Annotated in this window: 9 protein-coding genes and 1 tRNA gene; 7 read left to right on the top strand and 3 right to left on the bottom strand. The window is 44.8% G+C overall.

Going from position 1 to position 12760, the window contains the following annotated elements; genetic code table 11:
• The first annotated feature begins 5 nt into the window (after positions 1-5).
• The 5 genes from tgt (at position 6) to A28LD_RS06265 (ending at position 5573) form a co-directional block, all read left to right on the top strand.
• Positions 6-1121: a tRNA guanosine(34) transglycosylase Tgt gene (gene tgt, locus A28LD_RS06285; protein ID WP_007420236.1), complete on the top strand. Its 1116-nt coding sequence runs from the start codon at positions 6-8 to the stop codon at positions 1119-1121.
• A 118-nt stretch (positions 1122-1239) separates the two neighbouring features.
• Positions 1240-1455: a 30S ribosomal protein S21 gene (rpsU, locus tag A28LD_RS06280; RefSeq protein ID WP_007420235.1), complete on the top strand. Its 216-nt coding sequence runs from the start codon at positions 1240-1242 to the stop codon at positions 1453-1455.
• Between the two features lie 191 nt (positions 1456-1646).
• Positions 1647-3395 (top strand): DNA primase, encoded by a 1749-nt coding sequence (gene dnaG, locus A28LD_RS06275; protein ID WP_007420234.1) that lies wholly within the window; start codon positions 1647-1649, stop codon positions 3393-3395.
• 90 nt (positions 3396-3485) lie between these two features.
• Positions 3486-5318 carry an RNA polymerase sigma factor RpoD gene (rpoD, locus tag A28LD_RS06270; protein ID WP_007420233.1) on the top strand — a complete coding sequence of 611 codons (1833 nt, stop codon included), beginning with the start codon at positions 3486-3488 and terminating at the stop codon, positions 5316-5318.
• A 179-nt stretch (positions 5319-5497) separates the two neighbouring features.
• A tRNA-Ile gene (locus A28LD_RS06265) sits at positions 5498-5573 on the top strand.
• 133 nt (positions 5574-5706) lie between these two features.
• Here A28LD_RS06265 and A28LD_RS06260 read toward each other — a convergent pair.
• Complete coding sequence (locus A28LD_RS06260) at positions 5707-6687, bottom strand: Abi family protein (protein WP_007420232.1); 981 nt, start codon at positions 6685-6687, stop codon at positions 5707-5709.
• Between the two features lie 315 nt (positions 6688-7002).
• Between A28LD_RS06260 and A28LD_RS06255 the strand changes: the two genes are divergently transcribed.
• Positions 7003-8877, top strand: a complete 1875-nt coding sequence (locus A28LD_RS06255) for a hypothetical protein (protein WP_007420231.1) — start codon at positions 7003-7005, stop codon at positions 8875-8877.
• Positions 8861-9691, top strand: a complete 831-nt coding sequence (locus A28LD_RS06250; RefSeq protein WP_237704250.1) for an ion transporter — start codon at positions 8861-8863, stop codon at positions 9689-9691. The genes A28LD_RS06255 and A28LD_RS06250 overlap by 17 nt, the downstream gene beginning before the upstream one ends.
• 39 nt (positions 9692-9730) lie before the next feature.
• Here A28LD_RS06250 and A28LD_RS06245 read toward each other — a convergent pair whose 3' ends face one another.
• Both A28LD_RS06245 and A28LD_RS06240 read right to left on the bottom strand, forming a co-directional pair.
• Complete coding sequence (locus tag A28LD_RS06245) at positions 9731-10675, bottom strand: tetratricopeptide repeat protein (RefSeq protein ID WP_007420229.1); 945 nt, start codon at positions 10673-10675, stop codon at positions 9731-9733.
• A 216-nt stretch (positions 10676-10891) separates the two neighbouring features.
• Positions 10892-12457, bottom strand: a complete 1566-nt coding sequence (locus tag A28LD_RS06240) for an amidase family protein (RefSeq protein ID WP_007420228.1) — start codon at positions 12455-12457, stop codon at positions 10892-10894.
• Positions 12458-12760 lie beyond the last annotated feature (303 nt).

Below are 12760 nucleotides of genomic sequence, written 5' to 3'. Positions count from 1 at the left end.
AGAACATGAAGTTTGAATTAATTAAAAGCATTGGCAAAGTGCGCCGTGGGCGTATGACGTTTGATCGTGGCACCGTGGAAACGCCGGCATTTATGCCTGTGGGAACACTTGGCACGGTGAAAGGGATGAGCCCTGAAGAACTAAAAGCTACGGGCGCAGAAATCTGTTTGGGCAATACGTTCCATTTGATGCTTCGCCCCGGCACACAAATTATTCAGCAGCACGGCGATCTTCATGATTTCATGAACTGGGATAAACCAATTCTTACCGATTCAGGTGGCTTTCAAGTATTTAGTTTGGGCGATTTGCGCAAAATTTCGGAAGAGGGCGTGGTATTCCGCTCACCGATTAATGGTGAGAAAATTTTATTAACGCCAGAAAAATCCATGGAAGTGCAGCGTGAGCTTGGGTCCGATGTAGTGATGATTTTTGATGAATGTACGCCGCACCCAGCTACGGTGAAGCAAGCAGAAGATTCAATGCAGCTTTCGTTACGCTGGGCCCAGCGTTCCAAAGATGCCCATGGTGATAGCAAAGCAGCGTTGTTTGGTATCATTCAAGGCGGCATGTACGAAGATTTGCGCGATGTATCATTAACCGGCCTTACCGATATCGGCTTTGATGGTTATGCTATTGGTGGCTTATCCGTAGGTGAACCGAAAGAAGATATGATGCGCATTTTGGATCATATTGCTCCGAAAATGCCAGAAGATAAGCCACGCTATTTAATGGGTGTGGGCAAGCCAGAAGATTTAGTAGAAGCGGTGCGCCGCGGTGTCGATATGTTCGATTGCGTAATGCCAACTCGAAATGCTCGCAATGGTCATTTATTCACCTCGGAAGGCGTTGTAAAAATTCGCAACGCTCGCCATCGTACCGATACGGCACCTTTGGATAGCAGCTGTGATTGTTATACCTGTAAACATTACTCACGGGCATATTTACATCACCTCGATCGCTGTAATGAGATTTTAGGTGCGCGCTTGAACACAATTCACAACTTGCACTACTATCAAGCGTTGATGCAGGGCATGCGTGATGCGATCGAAAACGATCAATTTGATCAATTCGTTAGCGATTTTTATGCCAAGCGTGGCGAGAATGTACCGGAATCTGCGTGATTAAATTGATCTTGGGCTTTACACGGAGCTCAAGGTTGTTTAAAATTCAGCACCAATTTTATCCGGCATGGTCATTGAGTGGCCTGCGTACTAATGAATTTTTTGAGGTGATCGGTTAATGCCAATAGTTAAACTAAAAGAAAACGAGCCATTTGACGTCGCTTTGCGCCGTTTCAAGCGTTCTTGCGAAAAAGCAGGTGTTTTATCTGAAGTTCGTAGCCGCGAATTTTATGAAAAGCCAACTGCTGAGCGTAAGCGCAAGAAAGCAGCTGCTGTGAAGCGTCACGCCAAGAAATTGTCTCGTGAAAACGCTCGCCGCACTCGCCTTTATTAAGAATAAATAAAGCATTAAGATTTAGCGCAGCTCTTGCTGATATTTCTGTAATTGGAGTATTCAAGCAGTGAGCGCCAGAATCTATATAAAGAAACCGTGCTCAGCACGGTTTTTTTATGGCTAAAAGAATTTCCAAGCAGAAATTATATTTCGGGTTTTCTTAAGCATCGCAGCAGAGTACATTAATAACCATGGCAGGATTAATTCCAAAAGATTTCATTCAAGATCTAGTAGCCCGCGCTGATATCGTTAGCGTGGTTGAAAGCCGTGTGCGCCTGAAAAAAGCAGGCCGTAATTATCAGGCTTGCTGCCCATTCCACAATGAAAAAACACCTTCTTTCTCGGTAGCGCCCGATAAGCAGTTTTATCATTGCTTTGGTTGTGGCATGCATGGCAACGCGCTCGATTTCATCATGGAATACGATGGCCTAGAATTCCCCGATGCGGTTGAAGAGCTTGCAGGCATGCTCGGCCTCGATGTGCCAAGGGAAACACGGCCCGGCAGTAAGCCGGCTCGCGATAAAGCCGAAGTTGAAGATGATTTTGCGCTCATGGAAGCTTGTGCCAAATTCTTTGCGCGGCAGCTAAAAGAAAACCCAGATAAAGATAAAGTAATTGAATACTTAAAGGGCCGAGGATTAAGCGGTGAAGTAGTGCGCGATTTTGGTATCGGCTATGCACCGAAAGAATGGGATGCGGTTTTACGTAAATTCGGCGAGAACCGCAACCAACAAGATCAATTACTCGCATTAAAAATGATTACCGAGAATGATCGTGGCAAACGCTTCGATTTCTTTCGCGATAGAATTATGTTCCCGATTCGTGATCGCCGTGGCCGCGTAGTTGGTTTTGGTGGCCGAGTGATTGAGAAAAGTGAGCCGAAATATTTAAACTCACCAGAAACTCGCTTATTCCATAAAGGCCGAGAGCTCTATGGCTTTTTCGAAATGCGGCGGCAACACAAAGATCTCGAACGGGTAATTATTGTTGAAGGTTACATGGATGTAGTGGCTCTAGCGCAGCATGGTGTAACCAATGCAGTTGCCGCCCTTGGCACAGCTGCCACCACCGATCATTTGCAGTTGCTGTTCCGCCAAGCGAAGCAAATTGTATGTTGTTTTGATGGTGATAGAGCGGGCCGCGATGCCGCGTGGCGAGCGCTGGAAAATGCATTATCGTTACTACGCGATGGCACCGATTTACGCTTCTTGTTCTTACCCGATGGTGAAGATCCCGATACGGTTGTGCGTGCTGAAGGTTCGGAAGGTTTTAACAAGCGGGTTGAAGGCGCGATGTCGTTCCGCGATTACTTTTTTGATCACCTAACCAGCAGTATCGATTTGCGCACCGATGCTGGTAAATCTGAATTAATCGCGCAAGCTCGAGAACTTATAGGCCGAGTAGCCAGTGATTTTTATCGCAGCATGTTAATGGAAGAGCTAGCCAAGCGTTTAAGTAGAACGGTGCAAGAGCTTGAAAAAATGGTACCGAGCCCCAATAACAGTGGCAGTGAGAGAAAGAGCGCGGCCAAAGGGCCAAAAGTAACACCAGTAACCCGAGCGATTGGGTTGCTTGTGCAACATCCAGAATTAGGCCGGAGTATTCCGGTGCATAACGAACTTGATAGCTTAAACATGCAAGGTATCAAGGTATTTATGGGGCTACACCGGCAAACCTGTGAACAGCAGCTTTCTAGTGCGCAAGTATTAGAAGCTTGGCGTGGTACTCGGTTTGAAGAAAGCTTGCGGCAGTTAGCGCGTTGGGAGCATCAGGTAACTGAAGAAAACTTAGAACGCGAGTTTTCTGAAACCTATATGTTCTTGATCGATCGTTACCTAGAGCAACGCTACGAAGAATTAAAAGCACTACCCGCAGCCGAGATGACAAAAGAACGTTTACACGAGTTGAATGAACTTGTGCGCATGATGAAACGTAGTTAAAACTAAACTGGTTGAATCATGCTCTTTTTGTTATACTGAGCGGCTATTCCGCACGAATTTAAAATCGTTTTTACTGAGGTGAACGCCCGTATGCAGACTCGTCAGTCGCTACTTAAATTGCTTATCGCAAAAGGTAAGGAGCAAGGTTACTTAACCTTCGCTGAAGTTAACGACCACTTACCACAGGATATCGTTGATTCTGATCAGATCGAAGACATCATTCGAATGATCAACGATATGGGTATTAAGGTGTTCGAAACCGCACCTGATGCCGATGATTTGATGATGAGCGAAGATGCCGCCGATGAAGATGCAGCTGAAGAAGCTGCGGCTGCCCTTGCCACTGTTGAAAGTGAAATTGGCCGTACAACCGATCCGGTTCGCATGTACATGCGTGAAATGGGTACGGTTGAACTTCTTACCCGCGAAGGCGAAATTGTAATTGCCAAGCGTATTGAAGAAGGCATTAACCAAGTTCAATGTTCTGTTGCTGAATATCCAGAAGCTATCAATTTCTTATTGGAGCAATGGGATGCATATGAAGCAGAGCAAATTCGTTTAACTGAAATCATTTCTGGCTTTATCGATCCGAACGAAGTGGAAGAAGCGCCTGTGAGTGCTACCCACATCGGTTCTGAATTGAGCGATGATCAGCTCGAAGATGGCGACGACGATGACGATGATGAAGACGAAGAAGAATCAACTGATACTGGCGTTGATCCTGAAGAAGCGCGAGAAAAATTCACCGAGTTGCGCGCGCAGTATGAAGCAACACGCGATGCCATTAAAACCTATGGCCGCGGTGATGATAAAACTACCGCAGAAATTGAAAAGTTAAGTGAATTATTTAAGCATTTTCGTTTAGTACCGAAACAGTTCGATCGCCTTGTTAAAGATATGCGCGAGATGATGGACAGAGTTCGTGTGCAAGAACGTTTGATTATGAAGCTTTGCTTAGAGCAAGCGAAACTGCCGAAGCGTACCTTTGTGCAAGCGTTTGCTGGCAACGAAACCTCGATGAGCTGGTTCGATGCCGTTATAGCTAAAGAAAAGAAATATGCTGAAGCACTTGAAGAGCACCGTGATGAAGTTACGCGCTGTTCGGGTAAGTTGCGTGCTATCGCTGAAGAAACCGGCCTTTCTATTGCGAAAGTAAAAGATATCAACCGCCGGATGTCGATTGGTGAAGCGAAAGCTCGCCGAGCGAAAAAAGAAATGGTTGAAGCAAACTTACGTTTGGTAATTTCAATAGCGAAAAAATACACCAACCGTGGTTTGCAGTTCTTGGATTTGATTCAAGAAGGTAATATTGGTTTGATGAAAGCGGTAGATAAGTTCGAATACCGCCGTGGTTATAAGTTCTCAACCTATGCAACCTGGTGGATTCGCCAAGCAATTACCCGTTCAATTGCCGACCAAGCACGCACTATTCGTATTCCGGTGCATATGATTGAAACCATTAACAAGCTAAACCGTATCTCGCGGCAGATGCTGCAAGAAATGGGCCGTGAACCGCAGCCAGAAGAATTGGCAGAGCGCATGGCAATGCCTGAAGATAAGATCCGCAAGGTATTAAAAATTGCCAAAGAGCCGATTTCTATGGAAACGCCGATTGGTGATGATGAAGATTCGCACTTAGGCGATTTCATCGAAGATACCACGCTTGATTTGCCAGTAGATGCTGCCACATCAGAAAGTTTACAAAACGCGGTACGCGACGTTCTAGGTGGCCTTACAGCACGAGAAGCGAAAGTATTGCGCATGCGTTTCGGTATCGATATGAATACCGATCATACGCTTGAAGAAGTAGGCAAACAGTTTGATGTAACCCGTGAGCGGATTCGCCAAATCGAAGCTAAAGCGTTACGTAAGTTGCGCCACCCAAGCCGCAGCGAACAGCTGAAAAGCTTCCTCGACGAGTAAGCGCAACATTAAGCTAATAGTTAAATTAAAACGCTCAGCAAATGCTGAGCGTTTTTGTATCTTTTCACACCATAACACACTGATTACTATCATCTTGTTTTTAAAAGACTAGCAAAATAGTTGCAACAAACCGCCCACTTCCGTATACTCGCAGCGCTTTCCAAGCAACCTTCCAAAATGGCCCCTTAGCTCAGTGGTTAGAGCACCCGACTCATAATCGGTTGGTCCCCAGTTCAAATCTGGGAGGGGCCACCATTTTCTCAATTACCTATGTGGTTATTTTCGTTCTAGCTTATTGCTTTCCCTTGTTAACCGTATTATATTTAATCCCAACATGACCTCGGCCTCTTGGTTGCTTACAACCTACGCTGGGGTTTTTATTTTTCGGCTACCACCATTCTTCCCACTCTTCCGTTATCCCCATTCCGTTTAAGTTCAGCTTTTTATTAGAGTGTTGCTCAGGGAATTCTTTCAAATGCTCCAAAACTCGTTTGTGCCATTGAGTTCTGGGGCAAATCGACTTGACGAGCATGCGTGTAATGGACAGTAGCAGAAATGGTTTGAAGCTATAATCTGCGGTACCGATAAAATAATCACACCAAGAGATTTCTCCCTGTTGAGGTAGCATTGGCTTCGATGTAATGTTTCGGTTCCATAAACGACTATGGTGAGCGACTAAATTTCGTAGATAACTAAGGCTATAGAGCCAACTCTTGAACACTTGCCAATTAGGGACTCCGTAACGAAGTGCAATGGTTTTTTGGTCTTTTACATTGAGCATACTGAATAGCTGAGATATAGCACCAAAATCGAGTAGTTCGACGGCAACCCAGACAGGTAGCTCTTTCCCGTGGTGATCGTGATAGTGTCGAACAAAATCTTCTTTAGAGCGAGAGACTAAGCCGCGATACTTTGTGAGCCAGGCATCGAAATTGGATTGCTGACTTCCTTTATAAAAAGGGCGGTTAGAAAATGTTGGGTGGAAATGCTCTTTGATATTCTTGACGTGAGCGAAGGGATCGCGGCTTCCGAGTAGATAGGAAAGATCCACGCGCAAAGAAACTTCAATTCGTTCAAGTGCGTCAGCGAGATATAAACGAAGTTTCTTGTCAAAAAGGTAAAGGTGAACAGCGTCGACGAATTGAGTGTCCGCATGAAATTCATTAAGAGCCTTTGTCGAAAGCTTTCCTGTTTCATTACCTTGAGTGATTTCAAACTTTCGAAACGGATACCAATAGGCGCTCAATCGATAGTATCCGACACGCTCAAGGTAATCCAGTGCAGCAGTTTCGTCGGTGACTATCATACCTCTTGATTTTAAAAGTTCTAATTGCTCAGGGAACGACTTCCATGGTCTGTTGTACGTCATTGATTTTAATCCTTTGTGCACGAAGCTTTATCTAACCTTAATTCCAGCTGGTGCAGTCTTTTGTGTCATTCCTGATTGCATGCTTGCACCTAAACCGTCGCGCCTGAAGTCGAACTGCGGCCGAACCCTCAGAATCGGTTCGTTCCTAGTTCAAATCGGGGAGTGGCCACCATTTCGTTAGTATCTTTTTGACTCTTGATATTTATACTTCGCTTTAGAATTTTCGGAACCAACTGTTATATATCCATTATTTGCAAACAGCTCAAAAAACAATCAAAATCAGAGCTGCCAAATAAAAATAATAGGATGGAACCAATGAAACTTCAACAAGCACTTTCTTCATTAAATCAAATAGAAAAATCTAAGTTTATTAACTGCCTAGATCGACTATGTAGCTCTGCAGAAAGCTGCAATGAAATGGTTTCTCAAACCCTCGATAAAGTTAACCGTCAGATAAAAGATGCCACAGGGACGGAAATTACCCAGTTATTTACTGCGGTTAACAATGATTTTCAGAAAACCATCTCTGAGCAGATTTCTATGGCCGGAGCTTCCATGTCTTTGTTGGTTAACATTCTTTCTCGCGATGGCAATGGCGTTGCAAGAACGTCATGGATAGAGAAGTTATACATGCAGGAGTGGGAAACTCTGAATAACTTGGCTGAGGATATTCAGCAGCAAATTAATAATGAGCAGAGTGAAGAATTTGATCATGCCCATCGTTTGCGAATATTTAAAGATTGTTTAGATGAAGCCTATCTCAATGACACTCGATCAAATCGGGATGCTGTGATCTCTGATGATGAGCGTGGGATTTTGAATATTCTTGCTAGCCATTTGAAAATATCTACTGATGAAGTTGCTGCAATTGAGCATTTAGCTAATCCAATTAAAGCAGGAAAGGATACTGTTGATAATTGCCTACAAGGTTTACGTGAGATCGGAGTTATCTTTATTAATCGTAAAAACTCGGAGGTAATTATCGTTGATGAAGTGGTTGTGATTTTAAACCAGATTCAAGGCAAAGCGCTTTCAGACAAGCATTTAGTGAGAATATTAAGATCACTTTCTGATGCTGAATTATCTAATATCCTGAAAACTTATGGTAAGCGAATAAGAGGTGTTAGTCGCATCGAGAAAATATCAATATGTTTGCATTCAGGTATCAGCGTTAACAACATTCTATCGCGTGATATCTTCGCGGATAGTGATAGTTTGAACTTAAGAAAAGAGCGTTTGAAAGAATTAATTAGCGAGCTTGGAATTCAGGTAGATAGAGTTGGAACTACCATAGACGAAAGAATAGAAGTGATTCTGGGATCGTTACGTGGTGCATCGGAGCGTGAGTTTAACATGCTCACTGCTACGAGCTTTAAAGAGATGTTTGATGTGCTAAGTACTTTGTTTTGTGGGAGAGATGCAAACGGGAAGGCTGAGAATTTGCAATCTCGACTACGAAGAGAGTTTGAGCTTGAGGATGTTGAGGATATTAACCCAGAGAGATTGCGGGCATTGTCTATAACTCCTTTTGATGTCCTTTATGCACTGAGTAATGATGAAATTAAAGATGTACGGGATAAACTCAATTTATCGAAAAGAGGAAATCCTCGAAGCCTGATTATTCAAAACTTTGAGAGCGCGAATGATCGTTTAATTGAACATTATGGAGCGTTATCACGTCGTGATATGAAATCGCTGCGGGATAATGGAATTGAAATTACTGAAGCTGAAGTTGGTTTGAAATTTGAAGAGGCAACAAAAACAATGCTCGAAGGTTTAGAGCTTGCTGTAGATGAAGATCTTCGTAAAGAAATTAACACAGCCAAAGATAAAGTAGATATTATTCTTGCGATTAGTGAAGACGACATCATTATTGGTGAAGCTAAAACTTGTAAAAATGGTGATTTTGCAAAATATTCAACAACATCTCGGCAAGTTAAGGCTTATGCTAATCGATGCGAAAATTTCGGAAAGCGAGTGGCTCAAGTATTGATTGTCGCCCCGAGTTTCTCTGATGATTTTGTACGTTCAGCGGAGATGGACCCAGAGATTAACATATCTCTGCTCACAGCTGATGGTTTGAAGATGATTTATGACGCATTTAAAGCAAAACGAAAAGCTATTTTTTCTTCGAAGCTCCTCAGTAAGGGGGGCCTACTAAAAGCGGAGTTAATTGCAAAAAGCCTTTAGTAAGAAGAAAACCTCAACCCCAGAAAATAGGAAAAAATCAGTGCGTTTAAAAGAACTCCTAGCTTTGGAATTGCGGCCTGATTTGCGGGTGGCGAATGGGCTTTCGCGAACTAACTCCATTGTGATTGTGCTTATTTTATTCGGTGCTCTAGTGGCGATACTGGAAACCGAGCCGCTTATCAGTGAGCGTTGGGGCTCGTTGTTTGTTGTGTTTGAAGGAATTCTATTTCTATTCTTCCTTGCCGAGTACATTGGTCGAGTATATACCGCAAATTATCCTGATTTACAGGGCAATGTTCGCGGGCGCATTCGTTATGTTTTTACGTTTTGGGCGCTGCTCGATTTACTTGTGTTGGTGTCTTTCGTGCTGATGTTGGGCGGTGCTACATTCTTCTTGGTGCGCGTATTTAGGTTGCTGCGCATTGTAAGAATTGCTCGGCTTGGCCGTTTTTCAAAAGCCATTGATTTGATACTTGAAGCCGTATCTTCGCGGAAATTTGAAATGGCGCTCACTTTTGGTATCGCTCTCGGGCTTATGGTGTTGGGCGCAAGTGTGCTGTATGCGCTCGAAGCTGAGAACCAGCCTGAGGTATTCGGCAGCATTCCGCGAGCGCTATGGTGGTCTGTGGCTACGCTTACTACTGTGGGTTATGGTGATGTAGTGCCAGTAACTGCTTTGGGCAAAATAGTAGCAGGAATTACAGCTATGCTTGGCGTGGGTTTAGTGGCGATGCCTGCCGGTATTCTTGCTTCGGCCTTTTCCGAGGCGATTCAAAAACGTAAACAAGCTGAAAAAGAGAAAGCCCAACACTAAGGTTGGGCTTTCTCATAAAACGTAAACTAAAGCGTAAAATTAATTACTGTTCACAATATCGCTTATCGATGTGGCTTCTGAACCTGGGCGTGTAACAGCACAGTTACTGCCCGATTCCTCACAGGTAACACCACGAATGCGGCTACCGATCGAGCGGCTATCGTATTGGCCTGATGCGGTTAAGCGGCGCACTATACCGGTTAGTTGGGTATTCACCCGAAACGCTGAACCAGTTACGGAAATACGCTCAATATTTTGTGTAGAAGCAAAGCGGGCAACCGTTTCATCGTTTGCACCGGTAGCTTCCAAATCTTTGGTTACTTCGCGTAAGTATGGGCGAGCATCATCAACACCGGCAATAATAAGCTTGCGGTAAAGTTCACCAGCACCTACTAAATCTTGCTCAACACCGGCACCTATCTGGCGCATGCGGCCAAGCAAAAACATAGCGTTCACTAAGTTTTGATCACTTGCTTGCTCCAACAAAGTAAGCGCTTCTTCGAAATCTTCGGGGTTATCTGAGGCGAATAGTTGCGTGGCTTTTTGATACAATGCCGGCGGGTGGTTCAGGGCAACGGCTTGTTCTAAAAGCTTATCGGCTTCTTCATCATTTTGCTCGAGAATAAAGCCATTGCGATACCAATCAGACATCAAAAAGGTAGCGATTGCGCTGCGATAACGAACGCCTGTACGAATAAAGCGTTCTGCTTCTTTATCGCTTTGTTCTAAACCATCACCACTGGCAAATGCCATGGCTACTAAAGCAGCGGCATCGCCACTGCCATTGCGAGCGAGGCGAATTAAGCGGCGCATTTCGGCTTCACATTCGGAACTATCACACACGGGTGAACTAGCTTGGCTAGCTGCTGTTAAAAATGCGTTTGCAGCCATGTTTGGCTGGGCGTGGCTGACTGCAGAAAAACCTACCAATGCCAGCGTGATGCTGGTGGCAAGAATGGCACTTTTAAATACGGGTAGCTTCATGTGAACCTCTGGGTGTTTGAAAACAGGCCTAATGTGAATGCTGTGTGGGTTAGAGTCAATTCAATTCGAGCTGCAAAATTGCAACGAAATGTTTCTAACCCACACATATCTTCACGTCTTTTTGGCGTGCGTTCCCATGCGCATTCTCGCGAGGCTAGCCCGCCATGGGCTCGTTCAAACTAGGTTCCTTGCTTATTTTCGAATTTAGTTTCTAAGTTAGTTTGCTTCCAAACTAGGGAGAAACTCAGGTTGCTTAAAGCCACCCACTTCTGTTTCTAAGAAGCCTGCTAAGCTAAATAGCTGTGCTTCACTCCAAGGCATACCTACAACACTCAAACCAAGAGGAAGTGGGCCTTGCTTACCTGCGGGTAAGGTAATTGAAGGGTAGCCAGAAACAGCCGCGGCAGTTGAAGTACCGAAGCTATAGCCTGGGCCTTCAAGCGGCGGGGTTGGCCACGCGGGGCCATAAGAAGGCATAACAATTGCCGAGGCGCCCAAATCAACTAAGTAGCGATTCAAGTGTTGCTCGGCTAATTGGCGGCCATTTGCAAGCGCGTTCTCGTAGCTTGCTTTATCGGCCTCTAAATCAACGGCAACGGCTTGTTCAAAATATTCTTGGCCGAAAAGTGCGAGTTCGGTGTCGCTATTGGCAAGGTTGTAATCAATAACAGCTTGCATATCTACAGCTGGTGCACCGAAATCCGCTAACCAATTATTTAGATCGCGTTTGAATTCATAAACCAGTACTTCTATTTCATCAGCGTAAAGCTGGCGAGGTAAGTTCCACTCCATCACTTCGATAACGTTAATGCCATGCCCACGCAATGCTTCAGCTACGCGGTTTGTCATTTCCTCTACGCCGGTAAAACTCTCATCGTAGGCACGCACTAACACAACAGTTTCGCCTTGAAACTCACTTTGCGCGGCAGTGGCTAAAGAAGTGCCAAAACGCTCTTTCGCTTCTGGCGTTGCCATAGCATCAAGCAGCAATGCTGCATCGTAAACGTAGCGAGTCATTGGGCCGGCAATATCTTGAGCTTCAGCAATAGGAATGATGCCGTGGCCCGATACTGAGCTTCGCGTTGATTTCACACCAACCACGCCATTAATTGAGGCAGGGCACATAACCGAACCATCGGTTTCGGTACCGATAGCTAGCAAGCTAAAATCAGCAGCTACGGCCGCACCAGAGCCAGCACTTGAGCCACATGGATTGTGGGTTAAAACGTGGGGGTTACGCGTTTGCCCACCAATGCCCGACCAACCACTGATTGAATTTGCACCCCGAAAGTTCGCCCACTCCGATAGATTCGCTTTACCAAGAATAATGGCACCGGCGTTGCGTAGTTGTTGTATGTGGAGTGCATCGCTCGCCGATATAAAGCCAGCCATCACCGAGGCTCCAGCAGTGGTAGCCATTTTATCAGCAGTAGCGATGTTTGCTTTTAACACCACAGGCATGCCGTGTAACGGCCCGCGAATTACGCCGAGTTCGCGTTCGCGATCGAGTTCCGCGGCAATACTTAAGGCATCTGGGTTTACTTCAATAATTGCGCGGATATCGTGGCCTTGATGATTGTTACGTTCAATTTCATCGAGGTAATGTTGTACTAACGCAACGCTAGTAAGGCTTCCATCTGCGAATTGTTGTTGAACATCGGCAGCATTTGTCCAATTAGGATCTGCGGGTGCTATCGCTTCTGGTTCTTGGCTACATCCACTAAGCAGGGCTGCAAGCGATAATATGCTCGCACCAACGATAAATTGAATGGCTAATTTCACGGTTTATTCCTCTTCTTTTTTTTCGATAATTATTGTTCGAGAATTAGTGTTGGAAAATTCTTTCCGTGCGCTGTGCCTTCCGTGTGCTAAGTGGGCGCTGTGAATAATCACTTTGGCAAAGTTTTTGTGGAAACTTCACCTCGAGGAGAATGCCAAGAACTGTGCCTTTTGGCTAGTAAAACATACAACTTAACGAACTTGTTTGTATGTTTAGTTAACCTTGAGCCTCGCCTCAGGTAAGCTAGGGGAAATATAACAGAAAAAGAGAGTATGTATTGGTATCAGAAATGAAGATTTGCGCCG

It is taken from the genome of Idiomarina sp. A28L, assembly GCF_000218785.1.
Classification (GTDB): domain Bacteria; phylum Pseudomonadota; class Gammaproteobacteria; order Enterobacterales; family Alteromonadaceae; genus Aliidiomarina.
The sequence above is the reverse complement of the archived record's forward strand: the minus strand, read 5'-3'. Positions and strand labels throughout refer to the sequence as shown.

What these genes read in the sequence shown, in the direction of transcription:
- tgt (WP_007420236.1), top strand. Translation starts at nt 6, where the DNA reads ATGAAGTTTGAATTAATTAAAAGCATTGGCAAAGTGCGCCGTGGGCGT.
- rpsU (WP_007420235.1), top strand. Translation starts at nt 1,240, where the DNA reads ATGCCAATAGTTAAACTAAAAGAAAACGAGCCATTTGACGTCGCTTTG.
- dnaG (WP_007420234.1), top strand. Translation starts at nt 1,647, where the DNA reads ATGGCAGGATTAATTCCAAAAGATTTCATTCAAGATCTAGTAGCCCGC.
- rpoD (WP_007420233.1), top strand. Translation starts at nt 3,486, where the DNA reads ATGCAGACTCGTCAGTCGCTACTTAAATTGCTTATCGCAAAAGGTAAG.
- A28LD_RS06260 (WP_007420232.1), bottom strand. Translation starts at nt 6,687, where the DNA reads ATGACGTACAACAGACCATGGAAGTCGTTCCCTGAGCAATTAGAACTT.
- A28LD_RS06255 (WP_007420231.1), top strand. Translation starts at nt 7,003, where the DNA reads ATGAAACTTCAACAAGCACTTTCTTCATTAAATCAAATAGAAAAATCT.
- A28LD_RS06245 (WP_007420229.1), bottom strand. Translation starts at nt 10,675, where the DNA reads ATGAAGCTACCCGTATTTAAAAGTGCCATTCTTGCCACCAGCATCACG.